General features: G+C 57.5%; 21 protein-coding genes. 8 read left to right on the forward strand and 13 right to left on the reverse strand.

Features of this window, described 5'->3' with window-relative positions:
* Positions 1-84 precede the first annotated feature (84 nt).
* The 3 genes from treB to IM295_RS14820 all read left to right on the forward strand — a co-directional run bounded on the left by treB (position 85) and on the right by IM295_RS14820 (position 4,093).
* Positions 85-1,503, forward strand: a complete 1,419-nt coding sequence (treB, locus tag IM295_RS14810; RefSeq protein WP_045259643.1) for a PTS trehalose transporter subunit IIBC — start codon at positions 85-87, stop codon at positions 1,501-1,503.
* Positions 1,504-1,554: 51 nt separating this feature from the next.
* Entirely contained in the window at positions 1,555-3,210 is a 1,656-nt protein-coding gene (treC, locus tag IM295_RS14815) for an alpha,alpha-phosphotrehalase (RefSeq protein WP_126817956.1), read from the forward strand.
* A 136-nt stretch (positions 3,211-3,346) separates the two neighbouring features.
* A complete protein-coding gene (locus IM295_RS14820; RefSeq protein ID WP_028015309.1) occupies positions 3,347-4,093 on the forward strand; it encodes an oligogalacturonate-specific porin KdgM family protein in 747 nt (248 codons plus the stop codon).
* Between the two features lie 8 nt (positions 4,094-4,101).
* On the opposite strand, the gene IM295_RS14825 is transcribed toward IM295_RS14820, so the two are convergent.
* The gene (locus IM295_RS14825; RefSeq protein ID WP_041911449.1) at positions 4,102-4,761 is read right to left on the reverse strand and encodes a MurR/RpiR family transcriptional regulator; all 660 of its coding nucleotides are present in this window, start codon (positions 4,759-4,761) and stop codon (positions 4,102-4,104) included.
* A gap of 179 nt (positions 4,762-4,940) precedes the next feature.
* Here IM295_RS14825 and IM295_RS14830 point away from each other — a divergent pair, with 179 nt between their 5' ends.
* The 5 genes from IM295_RS14830 to nrdG all read left to right on the forward strand — a co-directional run bounded on the left by IM295_RS14830 (position 4,941) and on the right by nrdG (position 12,578).
* The gene (locus IM295_RS14830; protein ID WP_193066874.1) at positions 4,941-6,338 is read left to right on the forward strand and encodes a PTS fructose transporter subunit IIC; all 1,398 of its coding nucleotides are present in this window, start codon (positions 4,941-4,943) and stop codon (positions 6,336-6,338) included.
* Positions 6,339-6,348: 10 nt separating this feature from the next.
* A complete protein-coding gene (locus IM295_RS14835; protein ID WP_193066875.1) occupies positions 6,349-8,946 on the forward strand; it encodes a glycoside hydrolase family 38 C-terminal domain-containing protein in 2,598 nt (865 codons plus the stop codon).
* Between the two features lies 1 nt (position 8,947).
* A complete protein-coding gene (locus IM295_RS14840; protein ID WP_193066876.1) occupies positions 8,948-9,520 on the forward strand; it encodes a PTS sugar transporter subunit IIA in 573 nt (190 codons plus the stop codon).
* 369 nt (positions 9,521-9,889) lie between these two features.
* On the forward strand, positions 9,890-12,028 hold the full coding sequence (gene nrdD / locus IM295_RS14845) for an anaerobic ribonucleoside-triphosphate reductase (protein ID WP_041911452.1): 2,139 nt from the start codon (positions 9,890-9,892) through the stop codon (positions 12,026-12,028).
* Between the two features lie 85 nt (positions 12,029-12,113).
* Complete coding sequence (nrdG, locus tag IM295_RS14850) at positions 12,114-12,578, forward strand: anaerobic ribonucleoside-triphosphate reductase-activating protein (protein ID WP_193066877.1); 465 nt, start codon at positions 12,114-12,116, stop codon at positions 12,576-12,578.
* Between the two features lie 3 nt (positions 12,579-12,581).
* Here the strand turns inward: nrdG and IM295_RS14855 are convergent, their stop codons facing one another.
* The 12 genes from IM295_RS14855 to IM295_RS14910 all read right to left on the reverse strand — a co-directional run bounded on the left by IM295_RS14855 (position 12,582) and on the right by IM295_RS14910 (position 21,750).
* Positions 12,582-12,866, reverse strand: coding sequence for a type II toxin-antitoxin system RelE/ParE family toxin (locus IM295_RS14855; protein WP_088204684.1), 285 nt, complete (start codon positions 12,864-12,866; stop codon positions 12,582-12,584).
* Positions 12,856-13,098, reverse strand: coding sequence for a type II toxin-antitoxin system RelB/DinJ family antitoxin (locus IM295_RS14860; RefSeq protein ID WP_023331889.1), 243 nt, complete (start codon positions 13,096-13,098; stop codon positions 12,856-12,858). Before IM295_RS14860 ends, IM295_RS14855 begins: the two co-directional genes overlap by 11 nt.
* Before the next feature lie 77 nt (positions 13,099-13,175).
* Complete coding sequence (locus IM295_RS14865; RefSeq protein WP_182033523.1) at positions 13,176-15,086, reverse strand: transcription antiterminator; 1,911 nt, start codon at positions 15,084-15,086, stop codon at positions 13,176-13,178.
* A gap of 19 nt (positions 15,087-15,105) precedes the next feature.
* On the reverse strand, positions 15,106-16,242 hold the full coding sequence (locus tag IM295_RS14870; RefSeq protein WP_193066878.1) for a lactonase family protein: 1,137 nt from the start codon (positions 16,240-16,242) through the stop codon (positions 15,106-15,108).
* A 25-nt stretch (positions 16,243-16,267) separates the two neighbouring features.
* Entirely contained in the window at positions 16,268-17,008 is a 741-nt protein-coding gene (locus IM295_RS14875) for a KDGP aldolase family protein (protein ID WP_041911457.1), read from the reverse strand.
* Positions 17,005-18,123 carry a DgaE family pyridoxal phosphate-dependent ammonia lyase gene (locus tag IM295_RS14880; protein WP_028015299.1) on the reverse strand — a complete coding sequence of 373 codons (1,119 nt, stop codon included), beginning with the start codon at positions 18,121-18,123 and terminating at the stop codon, positions 17,005-17,007. The genes IM295_RS14875 and IM295_RS14880 overlap by 4 nt, the downstream gene beginning before the upstream one ends.
* On the reverse strand, positions 18,107-19,240 hold the full coding sequence (locus tag IM295_RS14885; RefSeq protein WP_193066879.1) for an amidohydrolase/deacetylase family metallohydrolase: 1,134 nt from the start codon (positions 19,238-19,240) through the stop codon (positions 18,107-18,109). Before IM295_RS14885 ends, IM295_RS14880 begins: the two co-directional genes overlap by 17 nt.
* 42 nt (positions 19,241-19,282) lie before the next feature.
* Complete coding sequence (locus IM295_RS14890; RefSeq protein WP_003856081.1) at positions 19,283-19,924, reverse strand: DUF4310 family protein; 642 nt, start codon at positions 19,922-19,924, stop codon at positions 19,283-19,285.
* Between the two features lie 13 nt (positions 19,925-19,937).
* Positions 19,938-20,714, reverse strand: a complete 777-nt coding sequence (locus IM295_RS14895) for a DUF4311 domain-containing protein (protein ID WP_023310182.1) — start codon at positions 20,712-20,714, stop codon at positions 19,938-19,940.
* Between the two features lie 22 nt (positions 20,715-20,736).
* Positions 20,737-21,036, reverse strand: a complete 300-nt coding sequence (locus IM295_RS14900; protein ID WP_008501409.1) for a DUF4312 family protein — start codon at positions 21,034-21,036, stop codon at positions 20,737-20,739.
* Positions 21,037-21,038: 2 nt separating this feature from the next.
* A complete protein-coding gene (locus IM295_RS14905) occupies positions 21,039-21,401 on the reverse strand; it encodes an SFCGS family glycine-rich protein (protein ID WP_023293430.1) in 363 nt (120 codons plus the stop codon).
* 10 nt (positions 21,402-21,411) lie between these two features.
* Positions 21,412-21,750, reverse strand: coding sequence for a PRD domain-containing protein (locus tag IM295_RS14910; protein WP_026080657.1), 339 nt, complete (start codon positions 21,748-21,750; stop codon positions 21,412-21,414).
* Positions 21,751-22,138 lie beyond the last annotated feature (388 nt).

Consider the following 22,138-nt stretch of genomic DNA (forward strand, 5'->3'; position numbering starts at 1 on the left):
CGTTCCCATTTTCGCCGTCACGCTGAAGGAGTAGGCTTGCGCTCAGGTCATTACCCCCCTCAACATCTGTCATGAGGTTTCATGATGAGTAAAGTCAAACAAGCAGATATCGATCGGCTGATCGTCCTGGTCGGCGGCCGCGAAAACATCGCCACCGTCAGCCATTGCATTACCCGCCTGCGCTTCGTGCTGAACGATCCGGCCAAGGCCAACCCGAAGGCGATTGAAGAGCTTTCCATGGTGAAAGGCTGCTTCACCAACGCCGGACAGTTCCAGGTGGTGATTGGTACCGAAGTGGGCGATTACTATCAGGCTCTGCTGGCGACCACCGGACACTCTTCTGCCGATAAAGAGCAGGCGAAGAAGGCGGCGCGCCAGAATATGAAGTGGCACGAGCAGCTGATTTCCCACTTTGCAGAAATCTTCTTCCCGCTGCTGCCGGCGCTGATCAGCGGGGGCTTAATTTTGGGCTTCCGTAACGTCATCGGCGATGTGCCAATGAGCGACGGTAAAACCCTGGCGCAGATGTACCCGGCGCTGCAAAGCATCTATGACTTCCTGTGGCTGATTGGCGAAGCGATTTTCTTCTATCTGCCGGTGGGGATTTGCTGGTCCGCGGTGCGCAAGATGGGCGGTACGCCAATTCTCGGTATCGTACTGGGCGTCACGCTGGTCTCTCCGCAGTTAATGAACGCTTACTTACTTGGTCAGCAGGTGCCGGAAGTGTGGAACTTCGGCCTGTTTACCATCGCCAAGGTGGGCTATCAGGCGCAGGTCATTCCGGCCCTGCTGGCGGGTCTGGCGCTGGGCTTTATTGAGACGCGTCTGAAGCGCATCGTGCCGGATTACCTCTACCTGGTGGTGGTGCCGGTCTGCTCGCTGATCCTGGCCGTCTTCCTGGCGCACGCTTTTATCGGTCCGTTTGGCCGCATGATTGGCGACGGCGTGGCCTTCGCGGTGCGTCATCTGATGACCGGCAGCTTCGCGCCAATCGGTGCCGCGCTGTTTGGCTTCCTGTATGCCCCGCTGGTGATCACCGGCGTGCACCAGACCACGCTGGCCATCGATATGCAGATGATTCAGAGCCTCGGCGGTACCCCGGTCTGGCCGATTATCGCCCTCTCTAACATCGCACAGGCCTCTGCGGTGACCGGCATCATTATCGTTAGCCGTAAGCACAACGAGCGTGAGATCTCCGTTCCGGCGGCCATCTCCGCCTATCTCGGCGTCACCGAACCGGCGATGTACGGCATCAACCTGAAGTACCGCTTCCCGATGCTCTGCGCGATGATCGGCTCTGGCCTGGCGGGCCTGCTGTGCGGCCTGAACGGCGTGATGGCGAACGGGATTGGCGTCGGCGGCCTGCCGGGGATCCTCTCCATCCAGCCTACTTTCTGGCAGGTGTTTGCCCTGGCTATGGCGGTGGCGATTATCGTCCCCATGGCGCTCACCACCGTGGTTTACCAGCGTAAATTCCGTCAGGGCACGCTGCAGATTGTTTAACTTCATCTTTCGGGGCGCAGTTGCGCCCCTTCGCATTTGCAGGAACGCATTATGAATACCCTTCCTCACTGGTGGCAGAACGGCGTCATCTACCAGATTTACCCAAAGAGTTTTCAGGACACCACCGGCAGCGGCACCGGCGATCTGCGCGGCGTGACGCAGCGGCTGGATTACCTGAAAACCCTCGGCATCGACGCCATCTGGCTGACGCCGTTTTATATTTCCCCGCAGGTGGATAACGGCTACGACGTGGCGAATTACACCGCCATCGACCCGTCCTTTGGCACGCTGGATGACTTTGACGAGCTGGTTGCCGAAGCGCACGAACGCGGCATTCGCATCGTGCTGGATATGGTGTTTAACCATACCTCCACGCAGCACGCCTGGTTCCGCGAGTCGCTGAACAAAGCGAGCCCGTACCGCCAGTTCTACATCTGGCGCGACGGCACGCCGGAGCAGCTCCCCAACAACTGGCGCTCCAAGTTTGGCGGCAACGCCTGGCGCTGGCACGCCGAGAGCGAGCAGTATTATCTTCACCTTTTCGCGCCCGAGCAGGCAGATCTCAACTGGGAAAACCCGGCGGTGCGCGCCGAGCTGAAAAAGGTATGCGAGTTCTGGGCCGATCGCGGCGTGGACGGCTTGCGTCTGGACGTGATTAACCTCATCTCTAAAGATCAGGATTTCCCGGACGACACCATTGGCGACGGTCGCCGCTTCTACACTGACGGGCCGCGCATCCACGAATATCTTCAGGAGATGAGCCGCGACGTCTTCACCCCGCGCAACCTGATGACGGTGGGGGAGATGTCGTCAACCTCGCTGGAGAACTGCCAGCAGTACGCGTCGCTCGACGGGCGCGAGCTGTCGATGACCTTTAACTTCCACCACCTGAAGGTGGACTACCCCGGCGGCGAAAAGTGGACGAAGGCAAAGCCGGACTTCGTGGCGCTGAAAACCCTCTTCCGTCACTGGCAGCAGGGCATGCACAACAAAGCCTGGAACGCGCTGTTCTGGTGTAACCACGACCAGCCGCGCATCGTGTCGCGCTTCGGTGACGAAGGGGAATACCGCGTTCACGCCGCGAAGATGCTCGGTATGGTGCTGCACGGCATGCAGGGCACGCCGTATATCTACCAGGGTGAAGAGCTGGGCATGACCAACCCGCACTTCAGCCGCATCACCGACTACCGCGACGTGGAAAGCCTGAACATGTTCGCCGAACTGCGGGCCAATGGCCGTGAGCCGGATGAATTACTGGCGATTCTGGCGAGTAAATCCCGCGATAACGGGCGAACCCCAATGCAGTGGGACGCGTCGCACAATGCGGGCTTTACCGAGGGCGAGCCGTGGATTGGGGTCTGCGATAACTATGAAACCGTGAATGCCCGTACGGCGCTGGACGACCCGGATTCAGTGTTCTACACCTATCAGTCGCTGATTCGTCTGCGCAAAACCCTCCCGGTGCTGACGTGGGGAGATTATGAAGATCTCCTGCCGGAACACCCTTCCCTGTGGTGCTATCGCCGCCAGTGGCAGGGCCAGACGCTGATGGTGGTGGCAAACCTGAGCCGAGAGCGCCAGCAGTGGCAGCCGGACCCGGTACAGGGCGCATGGCAGGTCGCACTCAGCAACTATGAGGACGTCCCCTCTCGTCCCGATACGCTGCAACTGCGCCCGTTTGAAGCCATCTGGTGGGTGCAGGAATAAACGTCAGGAGATACAGCATGCTGTATCTCCTTTTTTTATGTTTAGCGATACGCTAAATGTACGACGATAACTTTTACATCACGGCGTACCGAAAATAAAAATAGCCCTGCCAATTAAATAACCTCGGCAGGACATGATGAAAAAGACAATTATTAAAGTAACGTGTATTAGCGCATTATTATTGAGCACACAGGGATGGTGCGGAAATACGTCCGTCGACCTTCGCTTTGGCCATAATACGCGCTCTGACGTAAATGATTCTCGTATTAAGGTTATGCATCAGGCGGATAACGGTTTTTACTTCTCCGTTGAAGCCGCACAAAACCATAACGACACCTTTTTTGGTGATACCGACCGAAATAATCCCGATGACAAAGGATTAACGGAGGCGGCACAGGAGATTGAAACGCGCTGGCGCTTCAATCTGGGCAATGGCTTTGCCGTTGCGCCTGGCATGGTGACGGTTTTCACCCCCAGTAATACCCACTATCGCCCCTTCATTCAGGGCTGGAAAGCGTTTGATAACGGTCTGAATCTTTCCGCCCGTTACCGTTATAACACCATCAATGACGCGCACAGCGACAAAGAACTCGACGGCAGCGGCTATACCCGCCGCCAGTCACACCAGTTCGACATTTGGTTCGCGTACAACATTGGCAAATTCGGTATGTCCTACAACCCGCGCTTCCGCTGGCAGGATAATGTTGATCAGGGAACCGGGGATGATACCTACTGGGAGCATACCGTTGCGTTCAACTACCAGCTCGACGATGGCTGGACGCCTTACGTCGAGCTGGTGTCACTGGATAAAACCTATATCAACAATGACGGCAACCATGAAAATGATTATGCCGTACGTCTGGGGATAGTGAAGCAGCTCTGACGGCCTGACTACACCGTATCGTGCTGCAGCAGCCTGCAGCCGATACGGTCCACGGCGCTTAAAAGTTCAAGCTGTCCCTCCCGCTGATACAGCGATACCGCGTTAATGTCGATCGATAACGGCCAGCATAGCGTTGAGATCGACGCCAGCGTCGCCCCCTGACGGGTAATTGCAATAATCTTTAAGCCCTTGCGCAGCGCGTTTCGCGCCATTTCTATCAGCGACTGTGTCTCCCCGGATTTGCTGATCAGCACCAGCGTCCCCTTCGATACCCGTGTCAGCTGGTGCATGTCATTCAAAATAAGATGCGGCAGACTCGCCAGCGATAAAAAGCGCGACAGGTAGTTGAGGCTGGTAAGCGAGGCGCCGCGTGCGTACAGATAGATATGGCTGGAATGGATGAGCAGCCTGGACACCTCCGCCACAATGTCGTCCGCCTGCGGACCCGCGTCGGGCACTGCAGGCGCCGGGGTAAAATGATCGCGTAAAAAACGATACCGAAGCTCGGTATAGCTTTTATACCCCATTTTTTTACACACACGATTAACGGATGTTGTCGTTGTAAAGGTATCACGGGCAATCTCTTTTGCCGAAATATTAGAAATATTACACGCGTGATGCTGAATGTATTCAAATATCAAGCGTTCACTTCCCTGGAATGAATTCATATATTACACCCTGTTTAATCCCGGCATGATATTAACACAACAGAGAAATAGTCTCTGGAAGGCGCTTCACACATTGCATTTACGCGTATCACGATACGTAATTAGTATTAGCAAACGTTAAAAACTGTTTTAGGTTCTCTTTATACTTTCCCTGTTTTCACATCCAGGGAATTATGACAATGACGAAACAGAAAGTTGTCGCGGTAACGGCGTGCCCGACGGGCATTGCACATACCTTTATGGCGGCGAATAAAATTATTGCATGGGCTAAAGAGCACAATATTGAGGTTAAGGTCGAAACGCAGGGCAGCGACGGCGTTAAAAACCGCTTAACGAAGCAGGATATCGCCTCCGCCACGGCCATTATTCTGGCAACCGACGTCCCCATTCAGGATGCCGAGCGCTTTGAAAACATTCCCCACCTTCAAACCCGCACGCAAGAGCTGATCAAGCATACCGATCGCTATCTGCGTCAGGCGCTTGCCATGGAAAAAAACGTCACGACTGTCGTACATGAAGACGAACTCCAGCCTTCGGCTTACCAGATTTTTATCGGCCATATCATGGCGGCCATCAGCTATATGCTGCCGGTGGTGGTCATGGGCGGGCTGATGATGGCAACGGCCAAAATTACCGGCCAGTTTATTAACATCGACCATTCGCCGTTCAGCGTGCTGGATAAAGTGGGCTTTATGACCATTAAGTTCATATATCCGGTTTTCGCCATGTATCTGGCGTTTTCCATTGCCGGCAAACCGGCGCTGATCCCCGGACTTATCGGCGGCATCATGTCAGACGAGGTCTACAAGCGCTTCTTTGATATCGAAGGCTTTATGCCGTCCGGCTTTTTCGGCGCGATCGGCATTGGCTTTTTTGTGGGCTATCTGGTGCGCTGGCTGAATGATTCCATTCACGTCCGCCAACAGCTCACCACCATCAAGACCATGCTGGTCGTCCCGCTCATCACCGGCATTACGCTGGTGATGGTCATGGAATATTTGATTAACCCGATTTTCGGCTCGCTTAACCAGCTGATGGTGGTCTTTTTTACCTCGGCAGGTGACACCGGGCGCGGATTCTATTCCGCGATGATCGCCGCAGGCACCGCGTTCGACCTGGGCGGCCCGGTCAACAAGGCGGCAGGCTCAGTCGCGCTCGGTCTGAATGGCATGAGCGAAACGTTTGATCTCACCGCCCGCGAACTCTCCATCGTGATCCCCTCTATTGGTGTCGGCTTTGCCGCGTTCCTCAACGGCCGCTTTGGATTACCGGATGTTTTTAGCCGGGAAGAGAAAACCGTCGGGAGTACCTCGTTGCTGCTGGGCGTGATTGGGATCTCCGAAGGCGCGATCCCGTTCATCCTGAAAAACCCACGTCTGATCCCGGTGTTCATGACCGGTGCCGTCGCCGGCGCGCTGGTCGCCATTGCACTCGGCGTGAAGCAGACGCTGCCGCTGCCGGCCATCTGGGGCTGGCCGCTGGCAACCAACGTGGCGGGCTACCTGACGAGCGTCTTTATTGGCGCACTGATTTGCGCCCTGGGCGTGCTTTACGTCAGCCCAAAGAACGCCAGCTAAGGGGAAGGTCATGAATCAGATCCACGTCATTGCCCATACGCACTGGGATCAGGAGTGGTATTTCACCCGTCAGGACAGCATGGTGCTGGCGTCATATAACTTTGCGGACGTCATCGACACGCTGGAGCAGGACCCGGCTTACAGCTGCTATCACCTTGACGGACAGATGGCGGTGGTAGAGGACTTTCTCGTCATCAATCCCGAGTATCGCACCAGGCTGGAGACGCTGGTCAGAGCGAAAAGGATTTTTGTGGGGCCGTGGTATACCCAGACGGACACCTACAACGTGCATGGCGAATCCATTATCCGCAACCTCAAATACGGCATCTTCTCTGCCCGTAAGCTGGGGCACGCCATGCAGGTTGGGTATCTTCCGGATACCTTCGGCCACAATGCGCAGATGCCCACGATTTTGCAGGGCTGCAATATCGACAACATCGTCTTCTGGCGCGGCATCGATCACGACAGACAGGCGAAAAGCAGCCAGTTCCTCTGGCGCGCGCCGTCAGGGGCGACCGTTATCGCCTGCGCGATGGCGCTCGGTTATGGCGCGGCTAAAAACATCTCTTCAGACGCGAGCCATTTGCAGGGAAAAATCTATCCGATGGTCAATCTCCTGCGCTCGCGGGCCGGAATAAATGACCTGCTGCTGCCCTGCGGCGGCGATCAGGTCAGCATCGACCCGGCGCTGCCGAAAATCCTGCAGGTCGCCAGCGCACGCTCCCCGGATGAGGACCGTTACGTCATCAGTTCGCTGGAGCGCTACGTCGACATTCTGCGCGCGCAGCGTGAACAGTTTGAATTCTGGGAAGGAGAGCTGAAATCGCCGCGCTACACCCGCATCCATAAAACGATCGGCTCCGTGCGCTACGACATTAAAAAGAAAAATGATGCAGTTGAGCAGTTCATCCTGCGGCAGCTGGAGCCGACAATCGCCATGGCGCGTCATCAGGGGCTCCCGGTCAACCTCTCGGTGGTCGATACGCTCTGGAAGAAGCTGTTGCGAAGCCATGCCCATGACTCCATCGGCGGCTGTAACAGCGATACCACCAACCGCGATATTTTGCATCGACTGGAGCAAACCGAACAGCTGTGCCATAGCCTGTGGAACCTGGTGGTGAAAACCCTGGCCGCCGCCTGCGCTCGGGAAGGCGATCTGCTGCTTTTTAACCCGCTGGCCACGCAAACGCAGCGCGTGGTGAAAACCACTCTCTATAGCCGCGCTGAAAATATTGCCCTGACGTATCAGGGGCAGACCATCCCCTTCGACGTCCTGAAAAGAGACGTGTTGCCCGGCGGAACGGCGATCTCCCTTAACGCCGAAGGCGAGTGTGAAACGCCCCTTCCCCCTTATTACCGCTGGCACGTTGCTGTGAAAACACCGGTTCTGCCGCCGGTCGGCTATCTCAGCGTTAACGTTGAAGATGACCCGGCGCCTTTCCGGCAGCCTGAACAGACAACGGGCAGCGAGATAGAGAATGCACAGTATCGATTAACGCTGGACGACGGAACGCTAACCCTGCACGACAAACGCAGCGGCAGATGCATCCCCTCGTTCTTTACCCTTGAAGACTGTGCGGATGCCGGCGACAGCTACGATTTCTCACCGCTTGCGGGCGATACCCCGACGCGATGCGACCATTTCACGCTCGTCGGCTGCCTGAAAACGCCGCTTGTCGAAAAGCTGATCGTTGAAGCCACCCTGTTTCTTACGCCAGATCTCGCCGGACGCCAGGATACTGCCCGAACGCCGTTATCCATTCGTCTGGAGTGCACATTACGCGAAGACGATCCGAACCTGTACGTCGAGGCTTCGCTGGAAAACAGCCACTGCGATCACCGGCTACGTTTACTGATAGGCAGCGATATTCGCACCCGTCACGCTATCGCCTCCCAGCCCTTCGCGATAATCCAGCGCGATACGGGGTGTGAGAGTGAAAACTGGCAGGAGCGCTATCGCGAGATGCCCGTGGATATCGAAACCACCGAAGGCATTATTGCTGTCGCGGAAGCGGGCAAAGCGCTGGTGGTGAATAGTCGCGGTATGAAGGAATTTCAGATTATCGGCAGCGAACCCGCGACGATTGCCCTGACGTTGTTTAAAGCGACGGGCGTGCTCGGGCGCAACGATCTCGACTGGCGACCGGGCCGTGCGTCCGGCATTAATAATACGGTGGTTGAGACCCCCGACGCCCAGTTACTGAAACCGCTGCACTTTTCATTTACCGTCGCGCTGGCCGACAGCGCCGATCATCTCACGCTTCGCCAACTGGAAAATCAGGCGGCCGGACAGCCCTTCACCTATCAGCGGCAAACGCTACATACGCTCGATCACCGCCTTGAACGCTTTGCGTTGCGTCTGCCCGAGCATCAGCTTCCGGCACAATTCTCATTATTGATCCTGCCGGAGCCGCTAGTCCTTTCTGCCCTGCCCCATGCGCAACGGTCGAATGGCACCGTCGTCCGCGTGTTTAACGCCGGGACGCAGCCGGTTCCCGTCCCGGAAAGTCTGGCGGGGCTACGTCAGATCAACTATCTGGAAGAGCCTGTGCCGCCGGTAACGGCAATCCCCCCTTTCGCAACCTGCGATTTTTTGATGGAGGCTTAATATGAACTTGCTTGCATTGACGCACCTCGATCTGGTTTTTATCAACCCGCCGCACCGTACGCCTGAAGCGCTGATCCGCTGGCTCACCGAACCGCTCGCCAGGCGAAAAATCATCTGCGATGAAGAAACATTCATCCAGAGCGTGTTACAGCGCGAAAGCGAAGGCCCTACCGCGCTGGGTGAAACGCTCGCCGTTCCGCACGGTAAAACCGAGGCGGTGCAGCAGGCGGCGTTTTGTCTGGCACTCTTTGACGACCCGATACGCTGGCCGGGGCTGGACGGTGATGAAGAGGTCAGAATGGTTTTCCTGCTCGCCATTCCGCCCGCGGAAGCAGGCAGTACCCACATGCAGCTGCTGACGACGCTGACCAGTTTATTGACAGAAGATCGAGTGCGCGCGCAGCTTCTGGCGGCGCGCACCCGGGAAGAGGCGATGTCCGCCCTGAGTGCTGAAGAACCTCAAAAACAGGATGCGGCCCCTGACCGCTCCCTTCTCATTCCGGTGATACTGGGCAGTATCGCTACCGCAGCCTTTTTACAGGCAGGATTGAGCTGGGCCTGCGCGGTGAGTTAACCGAACGGCGCTCAGCACGTACCGCGTTGAGCGCTTGTTTTTGTTGAATAATTAATCAGATTTTTCCTTCGCGTCTTTACAAAGGCTGAAGCGCCCGCCGTTTGTACTCTCGTCTTTTTACTTTGTTCTGCGTCAAATAAATCGCAAACTTGTTTGATGCAAATCACTATATGTAGAACTTAAAATGCACGCCGACCCAACATCTTGTATTAATCGTCTACTATTCCAACAACAAGACGGCGCTTACGCTGGCCGGAATTGTGGATAACACGAGCTGGGAACGGGGGAAGTCTTTGGCCTGACGGGGAATACGTCCGGTGAATACTTCTCCACCTCTGTGGATAACCTGTTTTTAAAAATGGAGTGATCATGACACCGCATGTGATGAAACGTGATGGCTGTAAAGTGCCGTTTAAATCAGAGCGCATCCAGGAAGCCATTCTGCGTGCAGCTAAAGCAGCGGGAGTCGATGACGCAGATTACTGCGCCACCGTCGCAGAAGTCGTTAGCAGCCAGATGACTGAACGCAGCCAGGTCGATATCAACGAGATCCAGACCGCGGTTGAAAACCAGCTGATGGCTGGCCCCTACAAACAGTTAGCCCGCGCCTACATTGAGTATCGCCACGATCGCGACGTGCAGCGTGAGAAGCGCGGTCGCTTGAATCAGGAGATCCGTGGCCTGGTGGAGCAGACCAACTCTGCCCTGCTCAATGAAAACGCCAACAAAGACAGCAAAGTGATCCCGACCCAGCGCGATCTGCTGGCCGGTATCGTCGCCAAACACTATGCCCGCCAGCATCTGCTGCCGCGCGACGTGGTCTCGGCACACGAGCGCGGCGAGATCCACTATCACGACCTCGATTACTCGCCGTTCTTCCCGATGTTCAACTGCATGCTGATCGACCTGAAAGGCATGCTGACCCAGGGCTTTAAAATGGGTAACGCCGAGATTGAACCGCCTAAGTCGATCTCCACGGCGACAGCGGTAACGGCACAGATTATCGCTCAGGTGGCGAGCCACATTTATGGCGGGACCACCATTAACCGCATTGACGAAGTGCTGGCCCCGTTCGTGACGGCGAGCTTCAACAAGCATCGGAAAACTGCCGAAGAGTGGCAGATCCCGGACGCGGACGGCTATGCGCACTCCCGTACCGAAAAAGAGTGCTACGACGCGTTCCAGTCGCTGGAATATGAAGTGAACACGCTGCACACCGCCAACGGGCAGACGCCGTTTGTAACCTTCGGTTTTGGCCTGGGCACCAGCTGGGAATCACGCCTGATCCAGCAGTCCATTCTGCGCAACCGTATTTCCGGCCTCGGCAAGAACCGCAAAACCGCGGTGTTCCCGAAACTGGTGTTCGCCATCCGCGACGGCCTGAACCACAAGTTTGGCGATCCGAACTACGACATCAAACAGCTGGCGCTGGAGTGCGCGAGCAAGCGCATGTACCCGGACATTCTGAACTACGACCAGGTGGTAAAAGTCACCGGCTCGTTTAAAACGCCTATGGGCTGCCGCAGCTTCCTCGGGGTGTACGAGGATGAAAACGGCGAGCAGATCCACGACGGGCGTAACAACCTGGGCGTCATCAGCCTGAACCTGCCGCGCATCGCGCTGGAGGCCAAAGGCAATGAAGCTGAATTCTGGAAACTGCTGGATGAACGCCTGCAGCTGGCGCGTAAGGCGCTGATGACCCGTATCGCACGCCTTGAAGGGGTGAAAGCCCGCGTGGCGCCCATCCTCTATATGGAAGGGGCCTGCGGCGTGCGCCTGAAGGCGGACGATGACGTGTCCGAGATCTTCAAAAACGGCCGCGCGTCGATTTCGCTGGGCTATATCGGCATCCACGAAACCATCAACGCCCTGTCTGGCGACGCGCATATGTACGACAGCGCGGCCCTGCGCGAAAAAGGCATTGCGATTGTCCAGCGCCTGCGCGACGCGGTTGACCAGTGGAAAGAGGAAACTGGCTACGGGTTTAGCCTCTACAGTACGCCGAGCGAGAACCTGTGCGACCGCTTCTGCCGTCTGGACACCGCCGAGTTCGGGATTGTGGAAGGCGTGACCGACAAAGGGTACTACACCAACAGCTTCCACCTCGACGTGGAGAAAAAGGTAAACCCGTACGACAAGATCGACTTCGAAGCGGCCTATCCGCCCATCGCCAGCGGCGGGTTCATCTGCTACGGCGAGTACCCGAACATCCAGCACAACCTGAAGGCGCTGGAAGACGTGTGGGATTATAGCTATCAGCACGTGCCGTATTACGGGACCAATACGCCAATCGACGAATGCTACGAGTGTGGCTTTACCGGTGAGTTCGAGTGTACGAGCAAAGGCTTTACCTGCCCGAAATGCGGCAACCACGATGCAGCCCGTGTCTCCGTGACCCGTCGCGTGTGCGGCTATCTCGGCAGCCCGGATGCCCGTCCGTTTAACGCTGGCAAGCAGGAAGAGGTGAAGCGCCGGGTGAAACATCTGGGGAATGGGCAGATCGGTTGAGCCACTGCCACATTTATGCCCGGTGGCGCTACGCTTACCGGGCCTACAATCCGCACTCACACTGTACCCGGCTTGGTTAACCGCTATGAACTACCATCAGTACTACCCCGTCGATATTGTCAACGGCCCCGGCACCCGCTGCACCCTGTTCGTTTCAGGCTGCGTACATGAGTGCCCCGGCTGCTACAACAAAAGCACCTGGCGCGTAAATTCCGGCATGCTGTTTACCGCTGAAATGGAGGACCGCATCATCAACGACCTGAACGACACGCGCATCAAACGCCAGGGGATTTCGCTCTCCGGCGGCGATCCGCTCCATCCGCAAAACGTGCCGGAGATCCTGAAGCTGGTGAAACGCATTCGCCGCGAGTGCGCGGGAAAAGATATCTGGGTCTGGACGGGATATAAGCTGGATGAGCTGAATGCAGCTCAGAGGGAAGTCGTGGATTTGATTAACGTGCTGGTGGACGGCAAGTTCGTGCAGGATTTAAAAGATCCGGCCCTGATCTGGCGCGGCAGCAGCAACCAGGTTGTGCATCATCTGCGTTAAATGCTAAAGCCGTTTATTTGCTTCATGATAAACGGCTGATTTCTCTCTCTTTCCGATAGCGATAACAAATACCGTAACTACGTTATCCTGAACCTGATAAACCAAACGATAACCCAGAGATCTGAGTTTTATTTTGTAGCAATCCGACAGGCCGTGCAGGCGGGCCGATTCAATTCTGGGGTTCACTAAGACGTCAGCAAGTTTCTTTTTAAACTGGCATTTCACCGTATCGCCCAGCTTATGCCACTCCTTTAAAGCCCTCGGGTCGAACTCCAGTTCATAAATCATCCAGACTAACCTTAATTCCCTTTTGTGGATTCGCCAGTCGCTCCCGGACTGTCTGTATCAGTTCATCTTCACTGTCACTGATGGTGACAGTTTTCACCGGCATACGCCCTGTTTCCGCAACGTACTGAAACAGTAACCGCACGGCTTCCGTTGGGGTAATATTGAGTTTTTCCAGCACGGCATACGCCTCATTTTTGAGTTTGTCATCCAGACGGACGTTAAGCGTGGCCATTATGCCTCCAGTAAAATCGAATGTGTAATGCAGTTTAGCATTACATTCGCATTACATCGAATTCTGGATAACGCCTCTCAAAACCGGCTCAAACTCTCCATCGCCTCAGCCTTAAACGCCGCAAAATCCTCGCACTGGCACAGGCGCGCCATCGCGCGTTCTCGCAGGAAAGTGACGAAGATGTCATAAATCGCCATCGCCTCTTCGTACTCGCTTTTGCTGATGGCGAGCAGGAAGATGACGTGCGCCGTTTCATCCCCCCACTGAATACCCTGCGGAGCCAGCACCGTATAGACCACCGTTTTCTGTGCCAGCAGGCCGAGGGAGTGCGGCAGCGCGATGCCGTCGCCGAGCATGGTGCTGACGATAGCTTCACGCTCAACGACCGAATCCAGAAACTCCGCGCCGACAAAGCCTTCGGCCTCAAGCTGTTCACACAGCTCGCGGAACAGCGTTTGCTGGTCAACAGGCTTGTCGAGAATGCGGAAATGGGCCGCGTCGAAGTATTTCTCCAGCATCCACGGGCGGGTGCGGTCCACCAGCACCAGCTTGCCGATCTGTTCTAACTGATAATCGGTCGGGAACGGGGCGATCGTCACCACCGGTTTAGATTTTTCACTCACGCGGGCGGTGGAGATGACAAAGTCTTCGCCGATGGCATCCGCCAGCTCGTATTCGCGCAGAGTGAGCGTGCGCGTCACCTCGATCTGCGGGTATTTGCGCTGGAGCACCGCCTCGATCATGCGCACCATCGCATTACCGGCGTCGCACACCAGCAGCACGCGCGGCTGGCGCTGGTAGCCGATGTTGTAGTGGCGCTCGAGCCCCACGCCGATGTGCAGCACCAGAAAACCAATCTCGTTTTCGCTGATCGCATACGGGGTGTATTTCCCCCAGCTCGACACCGCCGCGAGAGTCATATCCCACGCCATCGGATAGTGCTGCTTGATGTTGTCCAGCAGCGGATTGGGGATCATGATCTGATAGCGCACGCGGGTGATCATGGTTTTGATGTGCGTGAGCAGATCGGCGTGCAGCTGCGCGTCGCTGAGCAGGTTGTAGTTATAGTGGGTGTTGATGTAGCGAAGGATATAGTTGACCAGCGCTTCGTCGTCGTCGGCGTTAATCGCGCTGGGGGCAATCTCCTGAATCTGCCGCGCCGCGATGTGGACGCACAGCCAGCTCTCTTCCGATGGCGCAAGCGCCTTGCCCGCCAGCTCCTGAATGGCCACCGCGATATCCTTCGCAGCCTCGCGCACGTTCTCTTCCACGTCTTCCGCGTGGAATTCCGGCAGCGGATACCCCTCGCTGATGCGCCGCACCGACACCGCGCAGTACAGGCGCAGGAACAGTTCGCCTTCGTCGGTCAGACGAATGTGATGGCGGGTGAGCGCGTCGTGAAGCACGACTACCATCTGCTCCGGTACCCCGGCGTTGAGCGCGACCTCCGTCACCAGCGGGTTAAGGCTGTCCTGCTGCGCCAGCTCCCACAGAAGATCGGTCAGGCAGGCGCGGACCGACATCTCGCTGCCAAACAGCTTCATGCCGTGGCGCGGGCGGGTTTCCAGCGTCAGGTTATAGCGCTGGAACCACTCGCGCACTTCCACCATGTCGCTCTGCAAGGTGGCGCGGCTGACAAACCACTCGTCGGCCAGATCTTCAAGCTTAAGTGAAAACGCCGACGTCAGGAAACGCACCACCAGATAGTGCACGCGCTCCGGTCCCGTTCGGGGAATACGCAGTGCGCGCGGGTGCGATGCCTGCAGCTGCTGATAGCGCTCGGCATCGTCAATTTTAAGCTGGTAGCCGTTACCCCGGCTCAGAATAAACTGCGCGCCGTGGCTCGCCAGCAGCGCGTTCAGGGCGGTGATATCTGCGCGGACGGTTCGCGTGGAGACCGACAGCCGCTGCGCCAGCTCGTCCTGCGGCAGCGTCTCGTTTTGCAACAGATCGAAAAGTTGCGCTAAACGTTGGTTCGGAAATCGCACGTCGTTGTCCTCTTACTGCTCAGGGTGAAATGACCATCTGGGATGGGCTGCCGACCGGGGTATAGTCTGGCTCGAAGCTCAGCTTGCCGTCCTGCGCCACGCGGAAACGGGTAATGTTGTCGCTGCGCTGGTTCATGACGTACAGCCAGCGTCCCTGCTTATCGAGCGTCAGGGTGCGCGGGTAGTCGCCGCGCGTCCAGACATCCTCCTGATGCGTCAGCGTGCCCTCCGCTGTTACGGTAAAGTGCCCAATGCTGTTATGCAAACGGTTCGCCACATACAGCTGTTTACCATCGGCGCTTAGCGCCAGCCCGGCAGCAAAACTGGTGCCTTTATAGCCGTCCGGCAGGGCAGAGATCGTTTTGCCCTCTTTCAGTCTGCCGCTGCTGTCCAGCGCATAATGGGTGAGCGTCGACGCCTCTTCGTTAATCAGCCACAGGGCATCGCCTTTCGGCGTAAAAACAAAATGACGCGGGCCGGCGCCTTTTGAGGAGGCGCTGATAAACGGCGGATCGTTCGGCGTGAGCTTTCCGGTTCGATCGTCAAAGCGGTACTGATAGATACGATCCAGCCCAAGATCGGTGGAAAAAACGTACTTACCGTTCGGATCGGCGGCGATCATGTGCGCATGCGGGCCATTGTGATCGCTGATGGCAAAGCTACCTTCGACAGCCGCTTCCGGCTTCGCCGCGCCCGGTTCGCCCTGGTCCTGATGTCTGTCCGTCGCGTCACCCAGGCTGCCGTCCGCGTTGACGGGCAAAACGGCAATCGATCCGCTGACGTAGTTCGCCACCAGCAGATGCTTGCCGTTTGGCGTTAGCGAAAGATACACCGGCCCGGCGCCGCCGGAGGCCACCTGATTCAGCTCGCTCAGCTCACCGTTATCGCCGACGCGCAGCGCCTGCACCACGCCCTGCTCTACTTCGCTTGCCAGATACAGCGTTTTACCGTCTTGCGAAAGGGTCAACTGCGCCGCGTTCGGCAGTTTGCTCACCAGCGTTTTGTTATCGAGCGCGCCGGTTTGCGGGTCGACGGTAAAACGGTACAGCCCTTCACCGTTCGGATTATAGGTGCCCACCCAGGCGTATTGCGTCTGGGCAATGGCGGCGGTGGCGAGCATTGAGAGTGAAGCGACAAGCAGGTTACGGGTGTGCATGGTGGCTCCTTTATATGTGTGAGTTCTACTTCACCAGCTTCTTCGTCATCGCCAGAAGCGTACGCACATCTTCGGGACGCGTATCGCCGCTGGCTTTGTCGATAATCGAGCTGTAGATATGCGGGATGATTTTGCTCACGCCCGCGTCGAGGGCGATCTGCAGGATCGCCTCATAGTTTTCCAGATCGATACCCCCCGTCGGCTCCAGCCAGAAGTCGTGACGGGCGCAGGCTTCCGCTACCGCCTGGTATTCGTCACGGCACTTGAGGCCGCCCATCGGGAAGTACTTGATCGAGCTGCCGCCGAAGTCTTTCAGCAGGGCAATCGCCGTTTCAACCGGCACGATGCCGTCCGGCGCTTTGCTGCTCAGCGGGCCGGTGGAGATTTTCACCATGCCGACGGTACCGGTCGGAGAGACCAGGCCATTGACCACCGATTCATTCTGCCCCAGCAGCGCGCGGCTCGCTGCCACGCCGGTGAAGACCTGATTAACGTGCTGCGGCTGCACCTGGCGGGAGATCTCGCTCACCATCGCCGACTGGTTCGGATCGCCCGCGCCGAGGCCCACGGAGAGCGCGTTATCAATCAGCGCCGCGTATTCACGCATATCCGCGACCGCGCTCGCCACGTCCGGGTAATTTTTGGAGAGCACGCCCACCAGCACGTGACCTTCCGCCGCCTCGTAAATGGCGCTGGCGTTGGCCTTTGAGCCGGCCAGCACGTTCAGGCAGACGCGGTCACGGTAAAAATTGGGGGTCAGTTTCATGCGTTTTTCTCCTGTCCTAATACTTCACTAATGCGGCGGTAGACGATGTTCAGCTGGTCAGCACTTACGCTGCGCACGTCCGCTTCGATAATCCCTTCGTTGGCCTTGTAGCCACGGAAATAGATGGCGTATTCGCCCTGCTTGAGCGCGTTCACCAGGTCACCCGTGCCGACGCCTGTGGTGGCTTCGTCGAACTTAATTTCGGTGCGGGCGATATCGCGACCCGCGCTGTCCCAGACCACGCGGGCGGTGACGCCGTTCAGGGTGTTGAGCGCGTCGATAAACGGCGTCATTTTCGCCACCATCTCGGCGCCGCTTTCCTTGGTGGCCGTCAGGTAGTGTTCGATGGCGCAGGTCAGGCCGAGGATCCCCTCTTTACCCACCTTCATGGCGCGGCCAATACCCGCCGTCTGGCGTTTCACCCACTCGACGTACTGGGTTTTGCCGATCACCAGGCCGCTGGTTGGCCCCTCGATCGCTTTCGCGCCGCTGTAAATCACCAGATCCGCGCCGGAGCGGTAGTACACGTGCAGATCTTCTTCCGCCGCGGCATCAACGATCAGCGGCAGGGAGTGTTTACGTGCGACGACTGCCGCCTGCTCGACGCTGAGCATGCTTTTCTGCACGCAGTGGTGCGATTTGATGTAGAGGATCGCCGCCGTGCGCGGGGTGATGGCCGCCGCCAGCTGGTCGGCGGAACATTCGTTGGCGTAACCCGCTTCCACCAGCTTGCCGCCGCCCAGCGCCACCATGGTGCCGACCGGCGCGCCAAAGTTAACGTTGTGGCCTTTCGGCAGGACGATTTCATTGTTCTCGATTGGGGTGACGTGCAGGTTTTCCAGCAGCCAGTCGCTGTCTTTTACCAGCACCGCCGCCACGGACTGGGCGATGCCCGCCGACGCGCAGGAGACCACCGTCGCGCCTTCCACATCCAGCAGCTTCGCGATGTATTCCCCAGTTTTATTGACCAGATCCTTCATCTCGAAGTAATGATTCATGCCGTCCATCGCCGCCTGCACTACTTCCGGGCGCGGCGTGGAGACGCCCAGCGCCGTCATGCGGCCAGAGGTGTTGATAACCTGCTTTAAATTATACTTCTCATAAATCGAAGGCATGTTCCGTGCTCCCTTGTTCGGTCATGTAGCCCTTGCCCGCGCGGATCGCGGCAAGCGGCACCAGAATGTGTTCAGCCTGCAGGCTGTCGTTTTCAGCGTCCGTCAGCACCGTTGGCTGGCGTTTAATCGTGAACAGCGTCAGGTCGGCGTCGAGACCCGGCTGGATGCGACCCTTGCGCGTCAGGCGCAGGCCGTCGGCGGCGTTCGAGGTCACGCAGTCAATCACCTGCGGCAATGACATGCCGATGGCGAGAAACTTCGACATCACGCTTGCCAGCGAGCCAACCGGGCCGTTAATGCGGTTTCGGCAGTAGATATCCGAGCTGATGGTGTGCGGCAGAATGCCCATCGCGATGGCGCGTTTTGCCACTTCGAAGCTGAAGCTCGCCGTACCGTGGCCGACGTCCAGACGCACGCCGCGCTTAAGGGCGGAGGTGATGGAGGCGCGCAGCTCGCCGGACGGCGTCAGAATGCGGTTAGGCTTGCCGTTATAGCAGTGGGTAATGATGTCGCCGGAGCTTAACAGCTCGGCGATTTCGTCGAGGTTCGGCGGGTTATTGCCGATGTGCACCATCAGCGGCAGGTCGCCATTCTCTTTCTGAATGACTTTGGCGCGCTCCAGCGGCGTGATGCCGTTTTCACCAACCACGCTGCTGCTCATGCGCGCCTTCAGGCCGACAATAAAATCCGGGTGGCGCTTCACCGCCTGCTTCACCGCATCGGCGTCAATGTTTGCCATGTTGGCCAGTTCGTTCTGGGCAATCAGCCCCACGCGGGAGATATTCAGCAGGGCAAAGACCTCGGTGGAGGCTTTACGGGTGATTTCATAAAAATCGTCCACGTCGTCGGCCCCGGTACTGCCCGCGTCCACCACGGTAGTGACGCCGGTGGCAATGCCCACGCTGTCCGGCTCGTCGTGGTAAATCGGGGAGTTCGGGTAGCAGTGTACGTGGGAGTCAATCCAGCCTGCGCTCACGAACACGTCACCGTTAAGCTCAACCGTCTTGCGGGCGGGAGCATCAATTTCGCCCGTCGCGGCGATCTTCCCGTCCTGAATGGCGATATCGGTCAGAGTATCGTCGGCGAGGCGCGCACGGCGCAGGAGTAAATCTAACATGAGGATCTCCTGAAAAGGCGGGCGCCGGAGCGCCCGCGGGTATTAAAGGGCGACCGGGAACAGCCAGCCCAAAATCATTGCGCCGAGGATGGCGCCACCGGTAATCGGCTTCTGCCAGATGTAGAAGAGCAGCGCGCCGACCAGCGAACCAACGCCGATTGGAATGGAGGCGGTCATCGCGCTGAGGATAATCAACGGCCCGAGGAAGCGGCCGGAGGCGTTACCCGCGCCCATCATCACGTCTGCACCGTAGGTGGAGTTGCTCTGGTTGATGGTGAACTTACGCGCCAGGATGATGACGTAGCCAATCGCCAGACCAATCACCAGGCCGGTAATCAGCGAGGCAATGAAGTTGGTCACCGGGAACATGATCCCCGCGCCCAGCAGCAGCGCCGGTACGCCGAGGCCCACGCCGGTCTGGATCGCCCCGCCGATGTCGAGAATACCCACCAGCGACCCTTCAATAATGCGGGCGAACAGGAAGCTCGCGCCGAACGCCGCCACCGCGCCGTAGACGCCGGTATCGATGCCCGCTTTCAGCATCGCCACGAAGGCCACTTCGTTAAACGCGCCGATGCCGTAGAGGTAGTACATGTGCGTCCCGGCGAAGACGCCGGAGGAGAGCAGGCCAACGAAGATCGGGAACGACCAGTCGGCATACCAAAAACCTTTATTCTGTTCCATGTAGAGGCTCCTGTTATTTACCGCTGAGCGAGTTGTGGATCATGTCGAGCCAGTTCGGCACGGTCAGATGGAAGGATTCGATCATCTTCATGTCGAAGCCGCGGAAGAAGCCGCTCAACACGAACAGCAGCACGATCGCCGCCATCATCACTTTGGTGACGTGGTTCCAGCCGCTCTCCTCAACGCCTTTACCGATCAGGATGCCGAGAACCAGACCCGGTACGGCGTTCCCCATGATCAACTGCGCCGCGCCGCCGAAGATGGTGGCCCAGAAGCCCGATTTTTTACCCGCGTCGATGGCCGCCAGCCAGAAGATCACCGGCATCACGGTGTTAACCAGCAGGTTCGCGGCAGGCACCAGCACCTTCACGGCGGTAACCTGCAGCGCTGCCGGCACGGAGGAGGCGGTCAGGTTCAGGAAGGTGACGACGAGCATGCCAATCACGCCGCAGGCAATCGCCATTTTGCGGGGATCGTGCAGCGTTTCGCCGACGTTACGGTTTTTGATCATCAGTGCAGCAGCACCCCAGTTCGGGATGATGCGGTGGTCAACGTCCTGTGTGAAGGCACCTGCAGCCACGGAAGAGGCCCAGGCGTTAAAGAAGAAACCTAACCCAAAGGAGAAGTGGGACGCCGGATCCCCTTCACAGGAGTTCAGTTCCCCCAACGTACGAAACGCGCCCATACCCTGAGTGGTAGGCGCATGAAACATGCGTGCAGCCCCGGCTCCGACACCGACGCCAACCAGGCCGCCAATGATGAGCGATTTTATTAATATAATTAAGAACATCAGTCTGCCCTTTTATGAATAATCAGCGTTGCGTGACGAAATCCACCCGGTCAAGATTGATGGCGGTCACGTTGACGGTCACATCCAGCTCCACGCTGTAGGTGCGTCTTTCCCGGCGCAAAAAGAAGAACAGAAACGCTTCTTTACGCACCGCTTCTTGCGCCTGAACTACCTGCACATCCTGTGGCTCAATACGCAGTAAGATATGCGGTGAGGCTTTCATCACCGCGGCCTGAACGTGGTTGAGGGCATCGGCAAAGGCGCGCGCTTTAGCGTCGCCCTTCCCCTTCACTCTCACCGTGGTTGTGAACTGTTCTTTCATGCTTATGCGCCGTATTTCTTCTGCCACGCCTGTACCAGACGCTCGCCCAGCTCTTCTTTATCCATAAAGCCAAAGCCCAGCACGTTGCAGCCTTCGTTGATGGCGGTCACGCCCTCTTCCACGGAACGCATGCCGTATTTGGCCTTGTAGCCATATTTGGTTTGGGCGGTGATGGCGCCCGCGCCGCCGCTGCCGCAGAAGGAGATGCCGAAGGTGGCGTTTTCCGCTTTCATTACGTCGCCGAGCTTCATGTCCGCCGCCATGCCCGGCACAACCACCGCGCGTCCACCGGCTTTTTCCACACCCGCAGCCACTTTCTGACCTTTACCCAGGCGATCGCCAATCACGACTGTAATCTGTTCCATGTGTTGCTCCTTAAAGGTTGTCTTTCGCGACTTCAAAGTGAACGGAGAGCAGCCAGGCCTCTTCATCAGGAAGGTTGCCAAACTGCGCCACCACTTCACGGGCAAGCTGCATTGAATCTGGTGAGATTTCGTCGAACAGCTCTGCTTCAACCTCCGGCAGCGGCTCGCCGGTCACGGACCGGTGCGCCATTGCGCGAACGTGGGAGGTGAGCATCTGCTCCTGTACCGCATTGGGGATGATGTTGTGCCGGGCCAGCAGGGCATAAACCTGCTGCAGCATGGTGTTCGCGAGCTGTTCTGTTTGCACCGCCTGTTCCCCAACGTCGTTCATTACCGCTCCGTTAATCACTCGTCTTACCCCGTTAATGGCTCTGGAATAAAACTAACGTTGGGCGTGAAGGGTTTGTAGCGAGTTGTTTTCCACTTCGAAGTGGAAAGGCGAGCCGCAGCAGTGATCTGTGCCACATAAATATGGTGAATCTGGATTAACGGCCGCATTTACGTGATGAATATCACGCTATTAAGCGGCACTAAACAGGTAAGCGGAGTGGAAAAGTTTACGAGCAGGCTCGTAGAAATGTGACGTGGATAAGGTTTTCTTATGGGGATTCGCTAGAGTGGCTGCGGGTGCTTGAGACTGACCGTCTCAGGCATGGGACGGAAAGTGGAAAGCCCCGCCTGATAGAAAATCAGGGCGGGGGCTCGAAACGACACGTCGGACCGTGGAGTTCGCTACC

This window comes from Enterobacter cloacae complex sp. P14RS, from assembly GCF_014895895.1.
Taxonomy (GTDB): Bacteria; Pseudomonadota; Gammaproteobacteria; order Enterobacterales; family Enterobacteriaceae; genus Enterobacter; species Enterobacter bugandensis.

Bases quoted from the DNA above. Each gene is read 5' to 3' on its own strand.
- treB (WP_045259643.1), top strand. From the start codon at position 85: ATGAGTAAAGTCAAACAAGCAGATATCGATCGGCTGATCGTCCTGGTC.
- treC (WP_126817956.1), top strand. From the start codon at position 1,555: ATGAATACCCTTCCTCACTGGTGGCAGAACGGCGTCATCTACCAGATT.
- IM295_RS14820 (WP_028015309.1), top strand. From the start codon at position 3,347: ATGAAAAAGACAATTATTAAAGTAACGTGTATTAGCGCATTATTATTG.
- IM295_RS14825 (WP_041911449.1), bottom strand. From the start codon at position 4,761: ATGAATTCATTCCAGGGAAGTGAACGCTTGATATTTGAATACATTCAG.
- IM295_RS14830 (WP_193066874.1), top strand. From the start codon at position 4,941: ATGACGAAACAGAAAGTTGTCGCGGTAACGGCGTGCCCGACGGGCATT.
- IM295_RS14835 (WP_193066875.1), top strand. From the start codon at position 6,349: ATGAATCAGATCCACGTCATTGCCCATACGCACTGGGATCAGGAGTGG.
- IM295_RS14840 (WP_193066876.1), top strand. From the start codon at position 8,948: ATGAACTTGCTTGCATTGACGCACCTCGATCTGGTTTTTATCAACCCG.
- nrdD (WP_041911452.1), top strand. From the start codon at position 9,890: ATGACACCGCATGTGATGAAACGTGATGGCTGTAAAGTGCCGTTTAAA.
- nrdG (WP_193066877.1), top strand. From the start codon at position 12,114: ATGAACTACCATCAGTACTACCCCGTCGATATTGTCAACGGCCCCGGC.
- IM295_RS14855 (WP_088204684.1), bottom strand. From the start codon at position 12,866: ATGATTTATGAACTGGAGTTCGACCCGAGGGCTTTAAAGGAGTGGCAT.
- IM295_RS14860 (WP_023331889.1), bottom strand. From the start codon at position 13,098: ATGGCCACGCTTAACGTCCGTCTGGATGACAAACTCAAAAATGAGGCG.
- IM295_RS14870 (WP_193066878.1), bottom strand. From the start codon at position 16,242: ATGCACACCCGTAACCTGCTTGTCGCTTCACTCTCAATGCTCGCCACC.
- IM295_RS14875 (WP_041911457.1), bottom strand. From the start codon at position 17,008: ATGAAACTGACCCCCAATTTTTACCGTGACCGCGTCTGCCTGAACGTG.
- IM295_RS14880 (WP_028015299.1), bottom strand. From the start codon at position 18,123: ATGCCTTCGATTTATGAGAAGTATAATTTAAAGCAGGTTATCAACACC.
- IM295_RS14885 (WP_193066879.1), bottom strand. From the start codon at position 19,240: ATGTTAGATTTACTCCTGCGCCGTGCGCGCCTCGCCGACGATACTCTG.
- IM295_RS14890 (WP_003856081.1), bottom strand. From the start codon at position 19,924: ATGGAACAGAATAAAGGTTTTTGGTATGCCGACTGGTCGTTCCCGATC.
- IM295_RS14895 (WP_023310182.1), bottom strand. From the start codon at position 20,714: ATGTTCTTAATTATATTAATAAAATCGCTCATCATTGGCGGCCTGGTT.
- IM295_RS14900 (WP_008501409.1), bottom strand. From the start codon at position 21,036: ATGAAAGAACAGTTCACAACCACGGTGAGAGTGAAGGGGAAGGGCGAC.
- IM295_RS14905 (WP_023293430.1), bottom strand. From the start codon at position 21,401: ATGGAACAGATTACAGTCGTGATTGGCGATCGCCTGGGTAAAGGTCAG.